General features: G+C 56.8%; 23 protein-coding genes and 2 riboswitches. Of the genes, 16 read left to right on the forward strand and 7 right to left on the reverse strand.

Annotation, left to right across the window (positions count from 1 at the left end; all coding sequences use genetic code 11):
* Positions 1 to 34: 34 nt before the first annotated feature.
* The 3 genes from PEL01S_RS21955 to PEL01S_RS21965 form a co-directional block, all read right to left on the reverse strand.
* Complete coding sequence (locus tag PEL01S_RS21955; protein WP_063184365.1) at positions 35 to 871, reverse strand: ABC transporter ATP-binding protein; 837 nt, start codon at positions 869 to 871, stop codon at positions 35 to 37.
* A 172-nt stretch (positions 872 to 1,043) separates the two neighbouring features.
* Positions 1,044 to 2,096: a FecCD family ABC transporter permease gene (locus PEL01S_RS21960; protein ID WP_127461853.1), complete on the reverse strand. Its 1,053-nt coding sequence runs from the start codon at positions 2,094 to 2,096 to the stop codon at positions 1,044 to 1,046.
* Positions 2,093 to 3,103, reverse strand: a complete 1,011-nt coding sequence (locus PEL01S_RS21965) for a FecCD family ABC transporter permease (RefSeq protein WP_127461854.1) — start codon at positions 3,101 to 3,103, stop codon at positions 2,093 to 2,095. The genes PEL01S_RS21960 and PEL01S_RS21965 overlap by 4 nt, the downstream gene beginning before the upstream one ends.
* A 230-nt stretch (positions 3,104 to 3,333) precedes the next feature.
* Between PEL01S_RS21965 and PEL01S_RS21970 the strand changes: the two genes are divergently transcribed.
* The 6 genes from PEL01S_RS21970 (at position 3,334) to PEL01S_RS21995 (ending at position 9,806) form a co-directional block, all read left to right on the forward strand.
* Positions 3,334 to 4,335 (forward strand): ABC transporter substrate-binding protein, encoded by a 1,002-nt coding sequence (locus PEL01S_RS21970; RefSeq protein WP_127461855.1) that lies wholly within the window; start codon positions 3,334 to 3,336, stop codon positions 4,333 to 4,335.
* 132 nt (positions 4,336 to 4,467) lie between these two features.
* Positions 4,468 to 5,799 carry a DUF7847 domain-containing protein gene (locus tag PEL01S_RS21975; RefSeq protein WP_127461856.1) on the forward strand — a complete coding sequence of 444 codons (1,332 nt, stop codon included), beginning with the start codon at positions 4,468 to 4,470 and terminating at the stop codon, positions 5,797 to 5,799.
* A complete protein-coding gene (locus PEL01S_RS21980; protein WP_164824308.1) occupies positions 5,792 to 6,424 on the forward strand; it encodes a DUF4129 domain-containing protein in 633 nt (210 codons plus the stop codon). The genes PEL01S_RS21975 and PEL01S_RS21980 overlap by 8 nt, the downstream gene beginning before the upstream one ends.
* Positions 6,417 to 7,550 (forward strand): DUF4350 domain-containing protein, encoded by a 1,134-nt coding sequence (locus PEL01S_RS21985; protein WP_127461858.1) that lies wholly within the window; start codon positions 6,417 to 6,419, stop codon positions 7,548 to 7,550. Before PEL01S_RS21980 ends, PEL01S_RS21985 begins: the two co-directional genes overlap by 8 nt.
* A 5-nt stretch (positions 7,551 to 7,555) precedes the next feature.
* Positions 7,556 to 8,476, forward strand: a complete 921-nt coding sequence (locus tag PEL01S_RS21990) for an AAA family ATPase (RefSeq protein ID WP_063184358.1) — start codon at positions 7,556 to 7,558, stop codon at positions 8,474 to 8,476.
* Positions 8,427 to 9,806 carry a DUF58 domain-containing protein gene (locus PEL01S_RS21995; RefSeq protein ID WP_255320151.1) on the forward strand — a complete coding sequence of 460 codons (1,380 nt, stop codon included), beginning with the start codon at positions 8,427 to 8,429 and terminating at the stop codon, positions 9,804 to 9,806. Before PEL01S_RS21990 ends, PEL01S_RS21995 begins: the two co-directional genes overlap by 50 nt.
* On the opposite strand, the gene PEL01S_RS22000 is transcribed toward PEL01S_RS21995, so the two are convergent.
* Positions 9,784 to 10,839 carry a stage II sporulation protein M gene (locus tag PEL01S_RS22000; RefSeq protein ID WP_127461859.1) on the reverse strand — a complete coding sequence of 352 codons (1,056 nt, stop codon included), beginning with the start codon at positions 10,837 to 10,839 and terminating at the stop codon, positions 9,784 to 9,786. The two genes, PEL01S_RS21995 and PEL01S_RS22000, sit on opposite strands and share 23 nt — an antisense overlap.
* A 73-nt stretch (positions 10,840 to 10,912) precedes the next feature.
* Between PEL01S_RS22000 and PEL01S_RS22005 the strand changes: the two genes are divergently transcribed.
* The 5 genes from PEL01S_RS22005 to trxA all read left to right on the forward strand — a co-directional run bounded on the left by PEL01S_RS22005 (position 10,913) and on the right by trxA (position 13,604).
* Complete coding sequence (locus tag PEL01S_RS22005) at positions 10,913 to 11,716, forward strand: RDD family protein (RefSeq protein WP_127461860.1); 804 nt, start codon at positions 10,913 to 10,915, stop codon at positions 11,714 to 11,716.
* Between the two features lie 128 nt (positions 11,717 to 11,844).
* Positions 11,845 to 12,171 carry a hypothetical protein gene (locus tag PEL01S_RS22010; protein ID WP_010497605.1) on the forward strand — a complete coding sequence of 109 codons (327 nt, stop codon included), beginning with the start codon at positions 11,845 to 11,847 and terminating at the stop codon, positions 12,169 to 12,171.
* 146 nt (positions 12,172 to 12,317) lie between these two features.
* Entirely contained in the window at positions 12,318 to 12,749 is a 432-nt protein-coding gene (locus PEL01S_RS22015; protein WP_127461861.1) for an RrF2 family transcriptional regulator, read from the forward strand.
* Between the two features lie 91 nt (positions 12,750 to 12,840).
* Positions 12,841 to 13,260, forward strand: a complete 420-nt coding sequence (locus PEL01S_RS22020) for a hypothetical protein (protein WP_127461862.1) — start codon at positions 12,841 to 12,843, stop codon at positions 13,258 to 13,260.
* Positions 13,261 to 13,289: 29 nt separating this feature from the next.
* Positions 13,290 to 13,604, forward strand: coding sequence for a thioredoxin (gene trxA / locus PEL01S_RS22025; RefSeq protein ID WP_010497598.1), 315 nt, complete (start codon positions 13,290 to 13,292; stop codon positions 13,602 to 13,604).
* A gap of 296 nt (positions 13,605 to 13,900) precedes the next feature.
* Here trxA and PEL01S_RS22030 read toward each other — a convergent pair whose 3' ends face one another.
* Positions 13,901 to 14,500 (reverse strand): P-loop nucleotide/nucleoside kinase family protein, encoded by a 600-nt coding sequence (locus PEL01S_RS22030; RefSeq protein WP_127461863.1) that lies wholly within the window; start codon positions 14,498 to 14,500, stop codon positions 13,901 to 13,903.
* Positions 14,501 to 14,916: 416 nt separating this feature from the next.
* On the opposite strand from PEL01S_RS22030, the gene PEL01S_RS22035 reads away from it, so the two are divergent.
* The 4 genes from PEL01S_RS22035 to PEL01S_RS22050 all read left to right on the forward strand — a co-directional run bounded on the left by PEL01S_RS22035 (position 14,917) and on the right by PEL01S_RS22050 (position 18,760).
* A complete protein-coding gene (locus tag PEL01S_RS22035) occupies positions 14,917 to 15,627 on the forward strand; it encodes an MIP/aquaporin family protein (RefSeq protein ID WP_127461864.1) in 711 nt (236 codons plus the stop codon).
* Positions 15,628 to 15,679: 52 nt separating this feature from the next.
* Positions 15,680 to 17,182, forward strand: a complete 1,503-nt coding sequence (gene glpK / locus PEL01S_RS22040; protein WP_127461865.1) for a glycerol kinase GlpK — start codon at positions 15,680 to 15,682, stop codon at positions 17,180 to 17,182.
* A 150-nt stretch (positions 17,183 to 17,332) separates the two neighbouring features.
* The gene (locus tag PEL01S_RS22045) at positions 17,333 to 17,875 is read left to right on the forward strand and encodes a glycerol-3-phosphate responsive antiterminator (protein ID WP_010497591.1); all 543 of its coding nucleotides are present in this window, start codon (positions 17,333 to 17,335) and stop codon (positions 17,873 to 17,875) included.
* A gap of 114 nt (positions 17,876 to 17,989) precedes the next feature.
* Positions 17,990 to 18,760, forward strand: a complete 771-nt coding sequence (locus tag PEL01S_RS22050; RefSeq protein WP_127461866.1) for a DODA-type extradiol aromatic ring-opening family dioxygenase — start codon at positions 17,990 to 17,992, stop codon at positions 18,758 to 18,760.
* Here PEL01S_RS22050 and PEL01S_RS22055 read toward each other — a convergent pair whose 3' ends face one another.
* A complete protein-coding gene (locus tag PEL01S_RS22055; protein ID WP_127461867.1) occupies positions 18,761 to 19,171 on the reverse strand; it encodes a hypothetical protein in 411 nt (136 codons plus the stop codon).
* A 124-nt stretch (positions 19,172 to 19,295) separates the two neighbouring features.
* Positions 19,296 to 19,490: riboswitch (cyclic di-AMP (ydaO/yuaA leader) on the reverse strand.
* A 329-nt stretch (positions 19,491 to 19,819) separates the two neighbouring features.
* Positions 19,820 to 19,994: riboswitch (cyclic di-AMP (ydaO/yuaA leader) on the forward strand.
* 137 nt (positions 19,995 to 20,131) lie between these two features.
* Here PEL01S_RS22055 and PEL01S_RS22065 point away from each other — a divergent pair.
* Positions 20,132 to 20,587 (forward strand): hypothetical protein, encoded by a 456-nt coding sequence (locus PEL01S_RS22065; protein ID WP_127461869.1) that lies wholly within the window; start codon positions 20,132 to 20,134, stop codon positions 20,585 to 20,587.
* Here the strand turns inward: PEL01S_RS22065 and PEL01S_RS22070 are convergent.
* Positions 20,579 to 21,844: an ATP-binding protein gene (locus PEL01S_RS22070; RefSeq protein ID WP_063184346.1), complete on the reverse strand. Its 1,266-nt coding sequence runs from the start codon at positions 21,842 to 21,844 to the stop codon at positions 20,579 to 20,581. The genes PEL01S_RS22065 and PEL01S_RS22070 overlap by 9 nt on opposite strands.
* Between the last annotated feature and the right edge of the window lie 43 nt (positions 21,845 to 21,887).

Consider the following 21,887-nt stretch of genomic DNA (forward strand, 5'->3'; position numbering starts at 1 on the left):
TTTGCAGGAGAGGCGCTTTATTCGATATCTTAATTTACTTCCCGGCAACCGCGAGCTGCTGAGCTGCCGCTTGGGCCGCCAGAGGCTGCTTGCCTCTGCCGAAAGGAACGACCATCGGCGTGCCGAACAGCGGGTCCTCGACGACCCGCGATTCGAGCTCGAACACGTTGCGGATCAAATCTTCGTTGACGATATCCTGCGGCCGGCCTTCGGCCCAGACTTTGCGGTCTTTGATGGCTACGATGTTATGCGCATAACGGCAGGCAAGGTTAATGTCATGAAGCACCATGACGATGGTGCGCTGCTCGCTTTCGTTCAACTCGTACAGCAAGTCGAGCACTTCGATTTGGTGCGCCAGATCGAGGTATGTTGTCGGTTCATCAAGCAGAATCGTCGGCGTGCCTTGAGCCAGCGTCATGGCGATCCAGGCCCGCTGCCGCTGGCCGCCGGACAAGGAATCGACCGTACGCTCAGCGAGCGGCTTCATGTGCGTCAGCTCAAGCGCGCGCTGCACCATGGCTTCGTCTTCCTTGGACCACTGCTGGAGCCAGCTTTGATACGGATAGCGCCCCTGCTTGACAAGCTGCAGTACCGTCAAGCCTTCCGGAGCCGCCGGGCCTTGCGGAAGAATCGCCATGCGTCTGGCGACTTCCTTGGTGGACATCGTCGCGATGTTGCTGCCGTCGAGCACCACTTGTCCGCTTTGCGGCTTGAGCAGCCGGGCCAGAGAGCGGAGCAGCGTCGATTTGCCGCAGCCGTTGCCGCCGATAAACACCGTTATTTTTCCTTTCGGAATTTTGATGTTCAGCTCTTGAAAAATGCACGTATCCCCATAACAGAGGCACAGGTCGTTCGATTGGATGGCAGTCATAAAATCTTCTCCTTCGGTCTCGAAGCCCGGCGATAAGCAGACATGGCGCAGACGGTACGGTGTCGACAGTTTAGGTCGATTAAGCCGTTCCGCTGGGATAGGCCGGGCTTCTCTGTTTTACATGGTGTCCGTGTCAAGGCTTTGCATCGATATCGACAGGTTAATAACGTAGTTAACGGCTGCGGCTGCGGTACAGCAAATAGACGAAGAACGGCGCGCCGATGCAGGCGGTGAATACGCCGGCAGGAATATCGAGCGGCGCAAACAGCGTCCGGCCGGCGAGGTCGGACAGCAGCAGCACGAGCGCTCCGATGAGCGCCGATACCGGCACCAGTGCGCCGAAGGCCGGGCCGACGAGCTTGCGGGCCATATGCGGCGCCATCAAGCCGATGAAGCCGATCGCTCCGCCGAACGCTACGGCGGCTCCGCCCAAGGCGACGCTGAGCAGCAGCAGCAGGAACCGCTGGCGCTGGACGGCGCTGCCTACGCTGCGGGCGACTTCTTCGCCAAGCTCCTGAATGTTGACATGCCGAGAATAGACGATAATCAGCGGCAGCAGCACAATAAACCAAGGCAGCAGCGGCGTGACGGACTTCTCCCAAGAGACACCGTAAATGCTTCCGGTCATAAACGTAAGCGATTGGTTCGCCAGAACGACAGGACCGGAGATCAGCATCATATACGAGATCGAGCTCATTGCCGCCGCGAAGCCGATGCCGATCAGCACGAGCCGGAGCGGGGTCACGCCGTCTCCTTTCCACGAAAGGGCATAGACGACGAACGTGGCGATGAAGGCCCCGGCAATGGCGAACACGGGCAGCAGATGAATCGTAATTTTATCCGAGAAAAAGAAAAAGAACGACACGGCTCCCAGCGTTCCGCCCCCGGTCATGCCGACCGTGTCGGGCGAAGCCAGCGAGTTACGCACGACGCCTTGCAGAATGGCCCCGGCCACCGCCAGCGACGCTCCGATGAGCACGGCCATTAGAATGCGCGGCAAGCGAAGCGAGCGGACAATCATCTCGCTGGAATCGTCTCCGAAGCCGAAGACCGAACGGACGACTTCGCCCGGCGGGATGTAGACGCTGCCGATGCCAGTGCTGAGAATCATGATGGCAATCGTGATAAAGAGCAGCAATAACGTGATGGCCAGCGCTCTTTTGCTGACAAGATACGAGAAAGCTTTTCCACGGACGGCAAAGTACCGGCTGGATGGACGGCTCATGACAGCTGCCCTCCTTTGCGCGCGATATACACGAAGAAGGGGACGCCGATCAGGGCGGTCGTGACGCCGACGGGCACTTCCTTCGGCATGGCGATGAAGCGCGCCCCGATGTCGGCGCTAACCAGCAGCAGCGCGCCAAGCACGGCGCAGTAAGGTATCAGCCAGCGGTGGTCGATGCCTACCAGATAGCGGACGATATGCGGCACGATGATGCCGACGAATACGACCGGTCCCGCTACGGATACGGCGCCGCCGGCGAGCAGCACGATGACAACGGCCGCTGCGGTTTTAACAAGCAGGGTGCGCTGGCCGAGCCCTTTGGCGACGTCCTCGCCCATCGCGAGCACGTTGATTTGCGGCGAGAGGAGCAGGGCTCCTATCAAGGCTGCGAGCATATAAGGCAGAACCGCGTTAAGCATCTCCATCGTCCGTCCGGCTACCGAGCCGACGAGCCAGAACAGCACTTGATCGAACGCTTTGCCGCTGCCGAGCAGGATGCCTTGGGTCAGCGACGCGAAGAAGGCGGTGACGGCCGATCCGGCGAGTGTAATCTTGATCGGGGTCAGGCCGTCGCGCCCGATCGAACCGAGAAAGTAGACGCCCCCGGCGCTGACGGCCGCCCCCAGAAACGCGATCCAGGTATACTGTGTCATGCCCGAGACGTCGAACAGGGCGACGGATAAAACAATGGCAAACGCCGCTCCGGCATTGACGCCGAAAATACTCGGCGATGCGAGCGGATTGCGGGTAATGGCTTGCATCAGCGCGCCGGCTACGGCGAGGCCTGCACCGACCGCGGCGGCGATAAGTGCCCGGGGCACGCGCGCCGTCTGGATAATAATATGCTCGTTGGAGCCGTTGAATTGCGTATAGGACGCGATAACGCGATCCCATGAATAATAGTTAAGGCCGAACATGACGCTGGCCGCCATAGCCAGAGCGAGCAGCACGAGAGCTGCGATCAGACCGATGATTTTGGAAGAGCGACGATGAAGTGGATTGCGCATAAAAAAATAGCCTGCTTCCTGTCTTAACCTATAGTATAAACGCTTTATTTCATTGTATGAGAACCATTATCAGCTGTCAATGAATCTGAGAATCATTATCATAAAATAGTTGACAAGCAAGCCGCTGCTCAGTAATATTAACCAAGTAAATGATAATGATTATCAATAGTTTATGGCATTCACAATGATAATGAAGACATCAAGAACAACCAGAAATCAGGAGGTCGCACATGTTTTCCTTTAACCGGTCCTTTCGTCTGAAACCGGCGGCGCTGCTTGCCGTCGTCTTATTATTGTCCGTCTGGCTGACGGCCTGCGGCGAGAAGCCCGCAGCGCAGCCGGATGCCAAACCCGGAGAAGCTGCAGCGCCGGCCCAAGCGGACGGTAAGCGCAAAATCAAGCATGCCATGGGCGAAAGCGAGGTTCCGGCCAACCCGCAGAAGGTCGTCATTTTGACCAACGAAGGGACGGAGGCGCTGCTTGCGCTCGGCGTGAAGCCGATCGCGGCGGTGCAATCGTACACCGGCAATCCGTGGTTCGATCATATCAAAGCCGACATGGAAGGCGTCAAAGCGGTCGGTGGCGAGCAGCAGCCGAACCTGGAGCTGATCGCATCGCTCAAGCCCGATCTCATCATCGGCAACAAAATGCGCCACGAAAAAATTTACGACCAGCTCAAAGCCATCGCGCCGACCGTCTATTCGGAAACGCTGCGCGGCGAGTGGAAAGACAACTTCAAGCTGTATGCTGATGCACTGAACAAAAAAGCCAAGGGCGACAAGATCATCGCCGCATTCGACAAGCGAATCGAGGACTTCAAGCAAAAGGCCGGCAGCAAGCTGAATGAGAAAGTGGCCGTCGTCCGCTTCATGGGCGGCAAAACCCGTTACTACTACGGCAATATGTTTACCGGCGTTATCTTTAAGCAAATCGGTATTGCCCGTTCCGATGCCAAGAACGACGAGAAGGCGTTCGAGGACATTACGAAAGAACGGCTGACGGAGCTGGAAGCCGCCGACCGGGTCATCTATTTCACCTATGAGACCGGCGACGGCAAAGGAACCAAGCAGGAAGAGGAATGGATGAACGATCCGCTCTGGAAAAACCTGAAAGTCGTCAAAAACAATAAAGTGTTCAAAGTGGATGATGTCATTTGGAATACGGCGGGCGGCGTCAAAGCTGCCAACCTGATGTTGGACGGCTTGTACAAAATGTATGACGTGAAGCCTTAAGCACCCATAGCAGCACCCGGACCGGCCGTCGAATCAGACGGCCGGCTTTTTGCATTCTGTAATTTATTGGTGCTATCCCGTTGAAAGTTCGTGTATAATGATGTCGAATATGTGGGGCAGGAGGAGCGACCAATGATTTCATTTGAAAGGCCGATGGGGATCGGTGCGATTTTGGACAGGAGCTTTCAGATCTACCGCAAGCATTTTACGGTGACGTTCTTGCTGATGCTGCTGTTTTTCGGCCCGCTTTATCTTTTGCAAAACCTGGTGCTCTTCGATGTGAGCAGCGTTTCGCTCCTTCCGGAATCCGGGGAAACGATTGCCGATTCGATAGACCGCTTCGCCGAAGCCAGCGGATCGGACGACGAACTGCGTATAGGGTTGCTGTTATTTTCGTTCTTGCTGATGCCATTATACATGCTGGCCGTGTTTCCGGCAGCGGTCTCGTCGCAGCTTCATCTGGTCCGAGCCGCCGCCGATGGAGCTTCCGTGGGCTTCAAGGAGCTGTTAAGAAGCTCGTTTTCCCGTTATTGGCCGAAGGTGGGCAATACGCTGCTGTTCGGATTGATTCTCATGGGCGTATACATGGCGATCTCAACTGCTGTTGTGTTTGGGGTAATCATTGTGTTCGTGGTAACGGTGGGAATCGGCACCGGCTTTTCCCAGTTGGGTTCCGATCCGTTCGGCAGCAGCATCGTGCTGGTTGTTTTGCTGGTCGTTATGTATTTGCTGGTTGCGCTGATGGTGATGGCGGGGATTGGCTTTTTCGCCATCCGTTTCGGCTTTTATTTGCCGGTTATCGCGCTGGAGGGCGCTCCTTCGTCGCTAGGCCGGAGCTGGAGGCTGACCAAAGGGAACTTTTGGCGTATATTCGGCATTTACTTCGTCCTGTCAATTATTTACGGCGTCTTTATGATGGGGACCTATGCGCTGCTGATCGCGGTGTTCAAATTGTCTCTGCTCGGCCAATTGATTTATATCGTGATGACGCTGCTGATTACGCCGATCTATATGATCCCTTATGCAGTGACGTACTTCGACTTGCGGGTGCGCAACGAAGGGGCCGATCTGGAGCAGATGCTTGCAGCCGGTCAGTCGTACGAGTCATACAGCGGCCAGCCGGGAGAAGCGGGATATGCGGCCGGTTCCGCGCAAGCCGGGGCTGGGCACGCTGTGGACGCTGCACGGACGGATAGGTTTGGGCAGCCTGCGGAGGCAGAGCGACCGGACGGGACGGCCCAAGCCGCGGGAACCGTGCAAACGGAAGAAGCGGCGCGAAAGGCAGCAGCGGGGCACACGAGCGGAGCTGCACAGGACCGGGCCGAATCTGCCGGGGAAGCCGTCCGTGCTCCGGGCATGACTGCGCCTGCCGGACAGGAAAACGGAAGTCCCGCGAATCCGTCGCCGGAACGCGAGCCTTCCGATGCCAACGGTTCGAAGGAGCCGGAGAAGAAAGATGAATAGCGACGGTTGGAAAGCGGAAAAAAAACAGCTGGAAAGCATTCTGGAACGCGACGAATACACGGCGTATTTGCGAGGCGACGGACGGAACCCCGTCGTCGAATGGCTGGAGCGGATGTGGCGGAAGGTGCTGGACTTGTTCCCGGACATGTCCGTTCCGCCCGGCACCCCGAAGTTGCTCGCTTACGTCCTGCTCGGCATTCTGCTGGCCGTCCTTGTGGCGGCCATCGTCTGGCTGGTGCGCAGCCTGATCCTGATTCGCCGCAGCCGGCGGCGCAGCGTGTTCCGCAGCGCTGCGGAGCTGGACCGCTCCTTCGCCGCATTGCTCCGGGAAGCGGAGGAATGCGCAGCGGTGGGCGACTATCCGGAGGCGGTACGCCGGACGTTTCTGGCGATGCTTCTGCTGATGGACGAACGCGAATGGGTGCGGGCGGAGCGATGGAAGACGAACCGCGAATATGCGGAGGAGCTGTACGAGCGGCAGCCGGGGGCGGTCGAGACGTTCAAGCAGGCCGCTTCTTTGTTCGAACTCGTCTACTACGGAGGCGGTACGGCGGGAGCGTACGAATACGGACGGATGACCGAGCTGTTGGCGCCGTACCGGCGGGAGGAGGCGGGTTATGCTTAAGCGGAACAAGCTGCAGATCGCTTTGGCGGTCAGTATCGTCGCCTTTCTGCTGTTCGGATACATTCTGGTGAAGCCCGATCTGCCGGATCTTCCTCCGTATCTGTCGACATCCGCCGACCGCGACGGGACCAAAGCGGTATTTACTTTGCTGAAGGAGCAGGGCGCACCCGTCAAAACCTGGAAGCAGCCTTGGCGTTCTCTGCCAAGCGGGGGGCGTCATAAGCTGCTCGTCATTCAACCGTATACGCTGGGGGCCAAAGAATGGGAAGAGATCCGCACATGGGTAAGCGGGGGCAATGAGCTTGTCATGTTGCATGACTCGCCGGAAGAAATGGATGGATTCTCCCTTACGAAGACGGGGCAAGTCGGTACCGACGCTGTAGCGATCACCGACTTGACAGGGCAGTCGGGAACCGGGCTTAGCGGGCAGGTGGCGTCCGTTTACCGCCTGAAGGAAACATCGGGCATGAAGCCGCTGCTAAAGGATGAGCGGGGCATTATTGCCGGACGCACAGAAGTCGGGCAGGGCAGCATCACGCTGCTTCTCGTCCCGGAGTGGATGAGGAACGACCGCATTTTAGAGCATTCGCATTTTGAGCTGATCCGGCCGTACCTACAGACAAGCCTGGATACCGGGGGGCTGTGGTTCGACGAGTATCATCACGGGCTATACGAAAAGCCGGGTATGCTTGCGGTATATCCCGGCTGGCTGCTCGCCGTGCTGCTGCAGCTGACGCTGGGAGCGCTGCTGTGGCTCTGGATGAAGGGCGTCCGCTTCGGGCCGGTTTACACGCCGCGCGCATGGACGGTGCGGCGCGGGGACGAGACGTTGCTCGCCGCCGCAGGGTGGTACGAGCGGCGCGAGCTGACGCGGGAAGCGTTGGCGCACCAAGCGAGATATATCCGCGGCCTCATGCGCGAGCGGTGGGGCGTACGCCTCGATGCGACCGTCACGCAGGCACTTGCGGCGGCCAAGCCGCATTTAAGCAAAGGGGAGCTGGAGCAGCTTGCGGCGGTGATGCGAAGCTGGCAGGCCGCCGAGGAAGCGGCGAGCTATTCGCCGAAGCAGTTCGAGAAAGACAGCCGGATGGCCGATGGCGTGATCCGTAGACTGGAGAGGGAGTGAGCCGATTGCAGCAGTTGCTGGAACAGATGGAGAAGAGCGTGATCGGACAGCGGCACAATATTCGTCTGCTGCTGACCGCTTTTTTGGCCGGGGGGCATGTGTTGCTGGAGGGAGTTCCCGGCCTTGGAAAAACGAAAATGGTACGCACGCTTGCCGAATTGACGGACGGTTCGTTCAGCCGGGTGCAGTTCACGCCGGACATGATGCCGAGCGATATTACCGGCAGCGTAATTTTCAATATGAAGGACAACGAATTCCAGACGGTCCGCGGTCCGGTCTTTACGAACCTGCTGCTGGCCGACGAGATTAACCGTACGCCTCCGAAAACGCAAGCTGCTTTGCTCGAAGCGATGGAGGAGCGGCAGGTGACAATTCAGGGTACGACGTACCGGCTGCCCGATCCGTTCTTCGTCGTCGCGACGCAGAACCCGGTGGAGTACGAAGGCACGTATCCGCTGCCTGAAGCGCAGTTGGACCGCTTTTTATTCAAACTGACCGTATCGTACCCGAATATGGAGTCGGAGCTTGCGATTTTAAAAGAGCACGTTCCTTTCTTCGCCGCTGCGGAGAGGAAGGAGAACGCCGTATTCTCGCTGGACCGTCTGAAGCAGCTTCGTGCGGAGCTGCAGGAGGTTGTCGTGCAGGACAGTCTGGTCGAATATATTGCCGTAATCATCCGCAAAACCCGCGAAGACAAGCGGCTCCTGCTCGGGGCAAGCCCGCGGGCGGGGATTGCGCTCATGACGGCGGCCCGCGCCTGGGCGCTGCTGGACGGGCGCAGCTTCGTCACGCCGGACGATATCAAGACCGTAGCCGTTCCGGCGCTGCGGCACCGTCTGCTGCTGACGCCGCAGATTGAATTGGAGGGAGAGACCGGTGACCACTTCATCCAGGAAACGCTGGCGACGATTCCGGTCCCTCGCTGACGCGATTGAGAAGCGGCTGATCGTGCCGACGCCGCGCATGGCCCTGCTGACAGGCGCCGGGGCGGTTCTTGTAGGCGCGGGTCATGCCGCCGGGTCAGGGGTCGGAGCCGCCGTGCAGTGGCTGGTGTGCGGCGTGCTGCTCGGGCTGAGCGCGCTCGATCTGTCGCTGCTTCCCAGGCGGCGCAGCTTGCGCGTCAGCCGCGGTCTCCCGGGGCAGGCCGATATCGGCAGCCCGTTTGAGGTGACGGTGCGCGCGGAAGCCTCGCAGCCGGTATCCTTGAAGCTGACGATCGCCGACGACCTGCCGCAGACGTTCGTTATGCCGGGAGAGCCGCAGACGGCGGCTTGGGAAGGGAAAACGGCGGAGATCCGCTACACGACGCAGGGCCGGGAGCGGGGAGAATATCATTTTCGCTCGGTATGGCTCCGCTTGAGAGGGCGGATCGGCTTGTGGGAGAAGCAGACGCGCCTGGAGCTGGAGCAGACCATCCGCATTTATCCCGATATGTCGGGGGTTCGCGGCATCTTATCTTCGATGCAAAATCAGCTGACGCTGGAAGGAAGGCGGATTTACCGGAAGGAGCGGTCCGGCTCGGAATTTCACGCGATTCGCGAATACGTTCCCGACGACGACCCGCGGTTTGTTAACTGGAGAGCGTCGGCGCGGTCCCGCACACTGATGACGAACGTATTTCGCCCGGAACGGGGCAAGGTCGTTACCATCCTGCTGGACTGCGGACGCATGATGGGGATCGAGCTGGACGGCCGGACCAAGCTCGACGTGTCGCTTGAAGCGGCGCTGGCGCTTGCCGCCGTAGCGCTTAAGCAGGGGGATAAGGTGGGGCTGCTCGCGTTCTCGAACCGGGTGAAGGTGTATGTGCCGCCGGATAGCGGACTTCTCCATCTGCAGACGTTGACGGCGGCGGTTTATAACCTGCAGAGCGATTTTGTGGAGGCCAGCTATGGTACGGCGCTGCAGCATTTGCTGCGCGTGCAAAAGAAACGGAGCCTGACTGTCCTGTTCTCCGATATGGACAATTATATGTTCGAGGAGGGGCTGCGTCCGCTGCTGATGCGGCTGAAGCGGCAGCACCGGATTTTGCTGCTCGGCCTGCGGGATGAAGTGCTGCAGCGTTGGGCGTCGGCCGAGACGGCGGGCAGGCGCCAAGCTTATGTGAAAAGCGTGGCGCACAAGTTCGCCGTCGACCGGCAAACGGTCGCTGCGGAGATGGCCGCCGGCGGGATCGACATCGTGGACGTTCCCGTCGGGCAGCTGGCCTGGACGGCGGTTAACCGGTATCTGGATCTTAAATCGAACGATTCGATATAGAGCCCGGGGAGGAGAAGAGGTCCGCCGTCCTCAATCCTGCTTCGTCCTTCGGGGCGGCGCCTTCGGCTGCAAGCTGCGTATGCCTGCGTTCGTTCAAACGTCCGTAAGTCACATACAGCGCCAGAGCAATCAGCGTGGCGCCCGCGACGATATACTTCGTTTCCAGCGACAACCCGGAAGGCGTAATATAGCCTTCGATAATCCCGGCAATGACGAACAGCGGAATCGTGCCGACCATCAGGAGCGCCGATTCCTTGACGGAGCGCAGAAGCATATATTTTCGCGTATACGGTCCGGGGTTGATCATCCGGTAGCCCATATACAAGCCGGAGCCCCCGGCAATGAAGATGGCGGTCAGCTCGATGACGCCGTGCGGCAAAATGTACGCCCAGAACACGTAGCTTTTGCCGGATTGCCAAAAGACAGCGGTTAGCGCGCCGATCAGGATGCCATTGTAGAACAGCACGTAGACCGTCAGCAGCCCGAAGGTGATGCCGCTCACGAACGCGAGAACGGCGACCCGGATGTTGTTGGTCATGATGGACGTGGACATGACGGCGCTTTGCACTTCGCCGTGGTTTTTGCCCACCGCATCGGGATTGATGCCGTCGGCCATCTCAGGGGATACGAGCGCATACAGGTTTAGCGGGTCCTGCCAGACGGCCGCGAAGCCGGACAGCGCTCCGACCATAAACAGCAGAAACGCAATCGCAATGAACTGTTTGCGTTCCAGCACGTAGCCGATAAACCGGCGCTTGAAAAAATCGCCGAGCCGATGGGACGTTTTCCACTGTTCGGCATGCAGGGCATGGTGCGCCCGCGCCACGAGCTGATTGAGGTAGAGCCCGATCTCGTCGCCGGGATAGTACGTCTGCGCGTAGGCCAGATGTGCGGAGGCCGTCCGGTACAAGAAGGTCAGCCGGTCAACCTGCGGGGCCTGTACCGTGCGGCGCTTTTTCTCGAATAAGGTCAGCAGTCCGTCAAGCTCGGTCCATACGGACTTGTGCTCGCGGATAAAGCGCTGAATGTTCATAGGTGCGAACAATCTCCTTCCGTCTCTCGAATAGTTCAATATTACCACAAAAATGGAAAGGAGGAGCGGGGAAATGAACGAGGTGAATATCAGGGAAGCTTCGATCGTGACGCCGGAGCATGTCCGGCTCCAGTTTCGGACGGCGGGTATCGGCAGCCGGACGGCCGCTCAGCTCATAGACAATCTGCTGCTGCTGGCAGCCTTCGGGGCCATCAGCCTGCTGGTCGGTCTGATCCTGATGCTGCTGGACATCGGCTTGGACGATGCGCTTGGGGAATATGCCGCCGCTTTCCTGATCGTGCTCAGCTTTCTATTGATCGGCTGCTACTACGCGTTGGCGGAATATTATATGGGCGGACAGACGTTTGGCAAAAAATGGCTGGGTCTGCGCGTCATTCAAGAGAACGGGCAGCCGGTTACGCTGCTGTCGGCCATCATTCGCAATTTTTTCCGGCTGATCGATTTTTTGCCGTCCTTTTATTTTGTCGGCATGCTGTGGATGTTCTTCCATCCGATGGACAAACGGATCGGCGACCTGGCCGCAGGCACGCTCGTCATCCGGGATATGCAGCATGAGCGGCTTGCTCTTCGTAAGCGGACCCGGAAGTGGCTGGACAAGAACAACATTCGGCTGACGTATGAACTCAAGCTGTCCGAAGCGTTCCGCAGGCGGATCGAGCGGGAGGATTGGCTGCTGCTGTCCACGTTCGTGGAACGCCTCCCCTCGCTGGATAAGTTCAAGCGCGAGGAGCTCTCCTGGCAGATAGCCGAGCGGCTCGGAACCAAGCTGGAGCTGGAACGGGAGCTTTATGCGGCCCAGTCGACGGCTTTTTTGATCGAGCTGTACGTGCAGTTGTCGGAGGAATGGACGCTGTAAACGAGGCGGGAACGGCGGAAAATATTTTGCGTAGGGATGAATGAGGACGAAAGGAAGCATGCATACTAAAATGGGCTAAATGAAAAGCCAAGCATTTCCAGAAAGCATGCCAAGGAGGAATTTCGTTCATGTTCAACGCTACTCAGCAATTGAACCATTGCCAGCAAATGATTCAACAATTGATCCAGCAAACGGATCAAGCGAGCGCGAATTATCAGCAGTTGCTCCAGCAGGAGCAGCAAAATGCGCAGCAGCTGCAAATTTTGTCCCAGCGCGAGCAGCATGCGGCGCAAGTGATCCAAACGGCGCTGCAAGGCCACCATACGGCGGTACAGCAAATGCAGCAAATGGCGCAAATCTGCAATCAGCTGGAGCAAACGCTCGTACAGTTGAATCAAGCGAGCTTTCAATCGCAGCAAAATCAAAACTTCGCCCGCGGCAACTTCTATCAATAATTGGGCAAATGCGGAACAGAGCCGGCTCCCGGGAAGAAGGGACGGCTCTGTTTTGTCGTTCGGAAAATGGTGCATAAGCGGATTTGACAAAAGCAACTGTTATTATTATAATTACAGTAAGCGAACGGAGAGAAGGGAGCCGCCCGGTGAACAGCGAATTTACGATTGCCGTCCACAGCCTCGTGCTGCTCGCCTATCGGCCGGATCATATGGCTACCAGCGATATGATCGCCCACAATGTGGATACGCATCCGGCCCGTGTACGCAAGGTGATGGGATGTTTGCGCAAGCAGGGATACGTGACGACCAAGGAAGGCAGCGGCGGAGGATTTGCGTTAAACTGCCGTCCGGATGAGGTCACGCTTGCCGAGATTTACCGCGCCACGTCGTTCGGTTCGATCAAGCCGTCCTGGTGCTCGGGGAATGTGGAGGAAGACTGCCTCGTCGCCTGCAATATGACCGAGGTGATGGATCATATATTCACGGAAGCGGAGGAGCAGATGTTGACGTACCTCCAACGGCTGACGATTCAAGACGTGCTGGAACGCGTCCTCGCGAAGCAGCAGAGAAAGTGCTAATTTTTTTTAACGCAACTGTTATTAAAAAAGTTTCAGTCGTTTCAGAGGCTTCATAACCGTGTAATGGTGTAAAAAAGGGAGGGTGATCAACATGGCAGCTGCAAATCATGAGCTGATTCGGGAAGGCGATTGGGTAAGCGGGACTTCCTGGAAGGACGAAAGGTTTATCGGATATGTCGAATGGACGGACGGAGCTGGCGCGCTGCGGGTTCGAATTACGCAATGCGACCGCGCCGAAGCGGTAGGCTTTGTGACGGAGGCCCGGCAGTCGAAAGTAACCCGGCTGCCCGAGCCCGACGGGCTGTCTTCGGACGAAGCGGCGCTGCGCGATCTGATCGAGCTGGCACTGCAAACCCGGGATCAGGCATGGTTTGAAGAGCTGAGCGCCATGCTGCCCTCGGCGTCCGCGCAAGCGGCGGGAGGGCGGAAGCCGAGCCTTCCCGGACCGAGCGGGTGGAAGGCTCCCGCCTCCCGGTTTCCGTTCGGATTCAATCTGGAGAACCTGCGTTAAACCAAAAAATAAACTAAGGAGTGGTTGAGATGGCTATTGTCAATGTTAAAGATGCGGAGTTTAAGGATGCGATTCAAGAAGGTGTCGTGCTGGTCGATTTCTGGGCGCCTTGGTGCGGTCCTTGCAAAATGATCGCCCCTGTGCTTGAGGAGCTGAACGGCAAGCTCGGCGATTCGGTGAAGATCGCGAAGGTCAACGTAGACGACAATCCGGAAACGGCCGGACAATACGGCGTGATGAGCATTCCGACGCTGAAGCTGTTCAAAAACGGCGTCGAGGTCGGTACGCAAGTAGGCGTCCGTCCGCTGACGGAGCTGGAAGCTTGGGTGCAAGCGCAGCTGTAATGGTAGCGATAGAAAGGCCCCTTCGGAAACGAGGGGCCTTTTGAGCTTGTTGAGGAACCCGCTTCGCGTAGAAAATTCTCTGCATACGCCGGTGGGGTATATCCCTCCAGCCGCTCTTGAAACCCGTGAACTTGATTAGAATTGGCGGTATTTTCACGGATTTCAAAGGCGGACGTAAACTCTTACGGAATATACCCCACCTCTATTGGTCTGAGATTTTTCTACTTCTAACGTTTCTCAACACGCTGGTGCCCCTCGAAAACGATGGGCCTTTTACTTTGGGTTAGAGTACCGATTTAGGCTTCCGATTCGTCGCCGTAAATAAAACGCTCGACCAGCCGCAGCTTTTCCTCCGTGAGCGGGCCTGCGTTATTGAACGAGAGAATCGATGAGGCCGGCAGCTTCCACCGGATTTCCCGAACCGCAAGAGAGTGGCTGAATTCGTTCCAGTTCTCCAGCTTCCACGCATCCAGGGCCAAGCCTCGGTCCCGAATGCGCTCGCGGTAATGCTGCTCGTCGGGGAGCGAGACGAGGATCGCTTTGACGTCTACGTCGTTCAGCGATGCGCCGATCCGCAGCAGCTCCTTCTCCGGCCATGCCGGATCTTCAAGCTCCCGGGTGAACGGACCGATGACGAAGGCATTCACGCCGAGGTCCACGTTTTCCAGAGCGGCGTCCATCGTGATGCGGTAGCCCAGATCCCGGCAACGTATTTTGTAAACGTCGGAATCGCGGTCGTTCGGGTCAAGCCCGGAGAGGGTCATAATCGCCTCCGATGCGGGCCGGGATAAGGTGTCCATGTCGAATAAGGCCGCATGGCGTCTGCGGGCCAAGGCTTTGGCCAAGGTCGTCTTGCCCGCGCCGGCGGGACCCAGGAAAAATACGAGCTTGCGCATGTCATGCCTCCTGTCCTGCTTCTTCTGCCATATATCGTATCATAAACGCGGAGGGTAACGGTAACGGCCGATTGTCTTTAACAAGAAACGGATTGGCTAGGATGCGATTGGCGTATCATTCAAATAAATGGAATTTTAGGGGTTCAGGGTTTACGAAACGGGGCACATATACTATAATAAAGATCACAAGTAAACAGTTTTGCTGTGAGAAGATGAGAACAGCCATCATCCAAAGTGGAGCTTTCCACATTTCGGATCATGGCTGTTTTTTGTCTTATCCTGGAAAGGAGGGGCTCTTCATGCAAGGGCTCGGGTGCAGAATATATTGACCTACGACCAATTAAGTGGGGAAGTCTTTCTTTAAAGCGAAAGTTTGAAAGGGTTTACAAAAAAACATAATGCCAGGAGGTAGGCCGATGACTCCGTTTATGGGGGAATTGCTGGGGACGATGCTTTTAATCTTATTCGGCGATGGGGTATGTGCCGGAGTGAGTCTGAACAAATCCAAAGCGCAGAATTCGGGCTGGATTGTCATTGCGATGGGCTGGGGGCTCGCGCTCGCCATTGCGATTTTTGCGGTCGGCCGATTTAGCGGCGCGCATTTGAATCCCGCCTTTACCCTCGGGCTGGCCATGGCCGGACAATTCCCTTGGGAGAAGGTCCCGTCCTATATTGCCGCGCAATTCATCGGAGCGTTTCTGGGAGCGTGTCTCGTATGGCTGCAGTACTTGCCTCACTGGAAAGCGACCGAGGATACCGGGGCGAAGCTCGGAACCTTCGCGACAGGACCTGCCATCCGCAGCCCGTTCGCGAACCTGATCAGCGAAGTGCTGGCTACGTTTATCCTGTTTGTCTGCATTTTGGCGATCGGCGCCAACAAATTTACGGAAGGCTTGAATCCGTTTGTCGTCGGTTTCCTGCTGGTCGGCGTCGGTCTTTCGTTCGGAGGAACGACCGGCTATGCGATGAATCCGGCCCGCGACCTGGGTCCGCGCATCGCGCATGCGGTGCTGCCGCTCGGGAAGAAGGGCTCTTCGGACTGGGGCTATGCCTGGATTCCGGTCGTCGGTCCGCTGGTCGGAGGCTCGCTTGGAACGCTATTTTATTATGCGGTTTTCGGAAGCTAACGCATAGGCTACATGTATATCCAACATTTTAACCATACAGGAGGGCATCATCATGGATAAAAAATATGTGCTTGCGCTCGATCAAGGAACGACCAGCTCGCGCGCCATTTTGTTCGACCGTTACGGCAGCATCGTCGGTTCCGCGCAAAAAGAATTTACGCAAATTTACCCCAAAGCCGGCTGGGTCGAGCACGACGCGATGGAAATTTGGGGAACGCAAAGCGGAGTTGCGCGCGAGGTGCTGGAAAAGGTAGGCGTACGCCCGCAGGAAATAGCCTCGATCGGGATTACCAACCAGCGGGAGACGGCGGTCATCTGGGACAAAAATACGGGAAGGCCGATTCACAACGCCATCGTCTGGCAGGATCGCAGAACCGCCGAGCTTTGCGACGAGCTGAAGGAGAGAGGCTTGGAGTCTTACATCCGGGAGAACACGGGGCTCGTTGTAGACGCTTACTTCTCCGGAACGAAAATCAAGTGGATGCTGGACCACGTCGAAGGGGCGAGGGAGAAGGCGAACCGCGGGGAGCTGCTGTTCGGCACCGTCGATACTTGGCTCATCTGGAATTTGACGCGGGGCAAAGTGCACGCGACGGATTACACGAACGCTTCCCGTACGATGCTTTATAACATCAAGCAGCTCTGCTGGGACGAAAAGCTGCTGCAGGAGCTGGACATTCCGCATTCGATGCTGCCGGAGGTCAAGCCGTCGGTAAGCGTATACGGCTCCACTGATCCGCATACGTTCGGCGGCGCGGAAATCCCGATTGCGGGTGTGGCGGGGGACCAGCATGCCGCGCTGTTCGGACAAACGTGCTTTGAATCGGGGATGGCGAAAAACACGTACGGTACCGGCTGCTTCATGCTGATGAATACCGGCACGAAGGCCGTCGAATCGAAATCCGGGCTGCTGACGACGATCGCCTGGGGCATGGACGGCAAGGTGGAATACGCGCTCGAAGGAAGCATCTTTATCGCCGGCGCGGCAGTCCAATGGCTGCGTGACGGGCTGAAGCTGTTCGACTCGGCGTCCGATTCCGAGTATTACGCGGGCAAAGTTAAGGATACGGACGGTGTCTATGTCGTGCCGGCCTTTGCGGGACTCGGGGCACCTTACTGGGACATGTACGCAAGAGGCGCGATTTTCGGCTTAACGCGCGGAACGAAGAAGGAGCATCTCATCCGGGCTACGCTGAATTCGCTGGCCTACCAAACGAAAGACGTATTGGGGGCGATGGAGATCGATTCCGGCTTGAAACTTCAATCGCTGCGGGTCGACGGCGGGGCGACCGCGAACAACCTGCTGATGCAATTCCAGGCGGACATTCTCGGGGTTGCCGTACAAAGACCACAAATTACCGAAACGACTGCGCTTGGTGCCGCTTACATGGCAGGAATCGCCGTCGGGATCTGGGATAAAGCGGAAATCGCGGCGCGCGCCGGTTCCGACACCGTATTCGAGCCGGGCATCGACGAACCGACCCGTGCGAAATTGTACCGGGGCTGGAAAAAAGCCGTGGATCGTACAATGCTGTGGGAGAAAGACGAAGAATAAGCAGTGACCGGGCCGTGCTGTGGCACCCTTCTTCAGGAGAAGGGCCGCAGCACGGTTTCGCTTGTTTTCCGGTTCCCGACGGGGTATGTTAAAAAGGATCGTAACGTCTGCACTTGAAGAAAATTCCTATTTTTATCGAAGGAGGATTTTATGTTGAAGCCGAACACCATGATTCCCGCTGTCCGGGGATTTAAAGAATTGGAGAAGGCGCTCGCTTCGCCGCACGAGGTCATTTTTTTGCTGGAAGGGGAATTAATCCAATTACAAAGCATCGTAGGGGCGGTCAAGCAAGCGAACAAAAAAATATACCTTCATTTGGAGATGGTGAAGGGGATTAAAGACGACGAAGCTTCGATTCATTTTTTATCCAAGGTGATCAAAATCGACGGGATCATCAGCACCCGGACGTCGTGCCTGCTTCACGCCAAAAAATACGGGCTGAGCGCCATTCAGCGCGGCTTCATTATCGACTCCCACTCGATCCGCACGATTATTAATTCGGCCGCTCAAGTGAAGCCGGACTATATCGAGATTTTACCGAGCTTCTCTTATCCCAAATTGAATTTGATCAAAAATGAAACGGGGCTCGATATCATTTTGGGCGGCTTTGTCGAAAAGAAGGAGGAGCTGCCCGTTCTGTTCAACGCCGGTGCGATTGCCGTATCGACCAGCCGGATCGAGCTCTGGAGCTGAGGAGGGTTGGCGCCACCCCGTCAGCGGATGAATACGATATAATGGTTACAGCATCCCGACAGCCGCAGGGCTTTGCCGTCCGGAGCAGTCATCGAAAAGGAGAATGATGCGCGAATGTACCCGTCCTTTTTTCTCGCTCATGGCCTGCCGACACTTGTGACGGAGCCGCATAGCTATTCCCGTTTCTTGAGATCGCTTGGGGCGCAGCTGCCGAAGCCCACAGGGATTGTCGTATTCAGCGCCCATTGGGAAAGCGAAGTGCAGACGATCGGCGCGGCGGCCGAGCCGGATACGCTGCACGATTTTTTCGGATTTCCGGAGAAGCTATACGGCATTTCGTACCCTGCAAAAGGGAATATTCTGCTTGCTATGGGCATTGGGCGGCTGCTCGATGCCGAAGGGATCGCCTGCGCTCTGGACGATACTCGGGGACTCGATCACGGCGTATGGACACTGCTCTCGCTTATGCACCCCGCGGCGGACGTGCCCGTCGTCCATTTGTCCGTGAATCCGCTGCTGGTGCCGGAAGAGCAGTACCGGATCGGCCGCGCACTGCAAGCTTTGCGCAGCGAGGGGATGATGATCGTCGGCAGCGGCGGGACGGTGCATCATCCCGGCACGCTGCATTGGCAGGACGATGCCGCCGAGCTGTGGGCGAAGCAATTCGACGCCTGGCTGTACGACCGGATTACGGTGTGGGATTCGGATGCCTTGTTCGATTACGAGCGGCGGGCGCCGCATGCTTCTCTGGCCGTGCCGACGGCGGAGCACTTCGCGCCTCTGCTAATCGCAATGGGAGCGGCGGACCGCAGCCGACGAGCGAAGCTGCTGTACCAGAAGTATCAGTACGGAACGCTGAGTCTGGGGGCGTGGATGTTCAGTTAGCTATTCGTGCGCCGAATGAATCAGAAAGGATACTTCGCCGGTGTTCGTATAAATCACGTAGTTGGCACCAAGCCCTTTATAAATCAAGCGCGGATGGTTCGACTGCGTAATGACATACAGCGGTTCCGAGGTCCAGGTTCGGCAAATGCGGATATAGCGGCAGCACAGGGTTAGGCTGTTCTCGAACAAAAACACTTTGCCGACGGGCCATTCGGGGATGAGCCACGTATTCTCCTCGTTCGTATCCACCATCACCATTCGCTCGACCCCAAGCTCCTGCAGCCGGGTCTGTTCGGCTTTGTTGTTGACGATGACCGCAAACGGGATGCTGCCGAATTTGAGCTGCCGGATAAACGCTTCGCCGGGTTTGTTGGGAGCCGAGACCAAAATGTATTGCTGTTCCTGTTCCATGATTTTCTCCTCCTAAGGCATATAGGAGAGAAGGCAATGCGAAAGAAGCCTGCGGGGGAATAGACGAGCTCCGCCGCGGCTTTCTAAGGCACGGAAACAAGCCGTGTCTTGCGCGTAATAACGATGCCTCTCTCGACTACGCTGACGAGGTTAGCTGACGGGTTCGGGCGGTGAGAGTCGCCCTACTCTGGCGCATATGCGGCATGCGCGCTCGAGATTCACCCCCATGCGATGGGCGGCACGGCTTTCACGGCGTGCGCCGCATCGCTTGTTTTGGTTCCCCCGCTTTCCTGTTAAGGAAATTAAGCGATGTGATTGGATTTTCGAATCAACTTGAGTCGTATCATACGCCTGCGATTTAGCCAGTGTAAAGAAACGCCGCAGCGCATATTCGGCCTTAGGATATATTTGGAAGGGGAAAGATGATGCCGATCTCCGTTATTCTGCATGAATCTCTGTATTTCTTCGATTTTCTTGAAAATGATGAAAAGCGGCGAATCGCGCAGCTTTTGTATCGATAATCGATGCCGGTTCCATATGAATCCGTTTCCACACGCCAAAAAAGCAAAAAGATCAAAAATAGCGTGCGGTTTCGGATTTTACTTTGCTCCGCAACCGGCGTATGATTCATGTCAACAACTTGATATTCCAAGCCAAACGCTGAATTCCCGAACCGGGAAGCGGGGGAACCAATCGAAACCGCCGATAAGAAGGACGGTTTCATGGGGTGAATCCTTTCGCGCTTGTTTTGCAAGCGCTGGGGTAGGGCACTCTCAAGCCCGAATCCGACAGCTAACCTCGTAAGCGGATTGAGAGAGAACGACGATCGTGCCTCTGCAGCCTGTGTGAATTCCTGTGGCAGAAGCCCGAGAGTAGAGTTTCTCTGCTCTTGGGCTTCTTTTTGTTTTTTTTTATTAAACTTAAATATCCCATATTTCCCTAAAAAAGGAGAAAATGTTCATGTTAAAATTAAGCGATCCCCTGCCCGAAGTTAACGAAGGTGTCTTGTCGACGAGCCGGATCGGGCTTATCGAGGTATACCGGTTCGACTGCCGGCTGATTGAGGCCCGCATCGCGGGCAATTGCCGCGACTGCAACTGCGGATTGCTTAAGCTGTCCTCCTACGGCGTAAACGGCTGGGCGGAATACGTCGTGCCGAACACGCAGCCGTACGCCGATATCGTGCGGTGGACTTCGGTCTTTCTGAAGCTGAAGGGGCTGTCCGTTTGCGAAGCCGTCAGCTACGTTCGTAGCCATGCTGCGGCGTGGGGACCGGTGCGCACGGACATCGCGGAAGTCGCTCTGGCCGATTTGGCCGCGCAGCTGCTGAATCCGTCGGCGGGACATGCACATGAGGGGGCTTCCTTCGAGCGCTCACGCTTGATCGACCGTTCGCAAGCTTACTGCTCATTCTGAGATGGCATTGGACCGAACGGGCAAAATGATCGTGAAGGTCGTCCCGGCTCCCTTCTCGCTGTGCACTTCGGTTCGGCCACCCATGCTTCCGATGATGCCGAGCGCGACCATCGTACCGATGCCGGTGCCTTTTTCCTTGGTCGTATAAAACGGGGTGCCAAGCCGGTCGATTTCCGCCGGGGTCATGCCGATCCCTTGATCCGATATTTCAATCAACAGCTTTCTTTGCCTCCGGTACGCTTTAATTTCCAACGTTCCCCCGTCGGGCATCGCTTCAATGCCGTTCTTGACAATGTTGATCAGCGACTGGTTGAGCCGGGAAGCATCGGCCTTGAGCTGAAGGCCCTGCTCGATGGAGCTGGCGATGCTGACCGTATTCATGAGCGCGTAAGGGGACATCAATTCGATGATTTGCCTCAGCAGCGGCTCAACTTGGATAAGCTGGATCGAATCGGTCTTCGGCTTGGCAATCGCCAAATAATCCGAGATGATCGCTTGGGCCCGCTCCAATTCGTTGATCATCATACGCAAGTAATCGGGCTTGGCTTCTTCCGCAATCTGATTTTTGCCCATCAATTGCAAAAAGCCGCATACAACGGTGAGCGGATTGCGGATTTCATGGGCAAATGAGGCGGCGAGCTCTCCGACAAGATACATTTTCTCCGCGCGCTCCACTTCTTTGCGCAGCTTCATTTTTTCATAAATTCCCTCCAGAATAAAAAGTGACATCGCCATCGTGAAGGTCGTAACCAAGATTAAATACATCAGAAACCAACTGATCAGAAGGTCTTCCCTTCCGGTACGAAAGCTGGAGAACACGATGGCGGTAAGCGCCCAGACGAGGGCTAAACCGGTGCCGTGGAGTACGCGCTTGATTTTGCGCTGGGCGGGTCGAAAGGGACCGAAGATGATCATTAGCGGAAACACAATCGCGTACACGATCACCGTTGTTACTATGCCTTCTCCGCCGAGCAGCGACCGGAAGGCGAGATAAGCGATGGAAATATAAAGCAGATTGCGGTGGCCCCCGTACAAGTAGCAAAGCAGAATCGGCACATAGCGCAAGTCGAAAATATGCCCGGAAAACAAGCGAATCGGAAACGCCATGCACATCGCCATCGCTACGATGCAGAACAGGAGCAGAAACCACCGGTTGGTACGCTCCGGCCTGTCTTTGTCGAGACAAACGATTTGATAAAAAAAGATCGATAAAATAATGATAAAGATGTTCAGCAGCAGGGGAAGAACTTCAATCATAAGACACCTCCTGATGGCGATGGGACTAGCGAACCGCAAACGT

It is taken from the genome of Paenibacillus elgii NBRC 100335 (assembly GCF_004000865.1).
GTDB classification, from domain to species: domain Bacteria; phylum Bacillota; class Bacilli; order Paenibacillales; family NBRC-103111; genus Paenibacillus_G; species Paenibacillus_G elgii.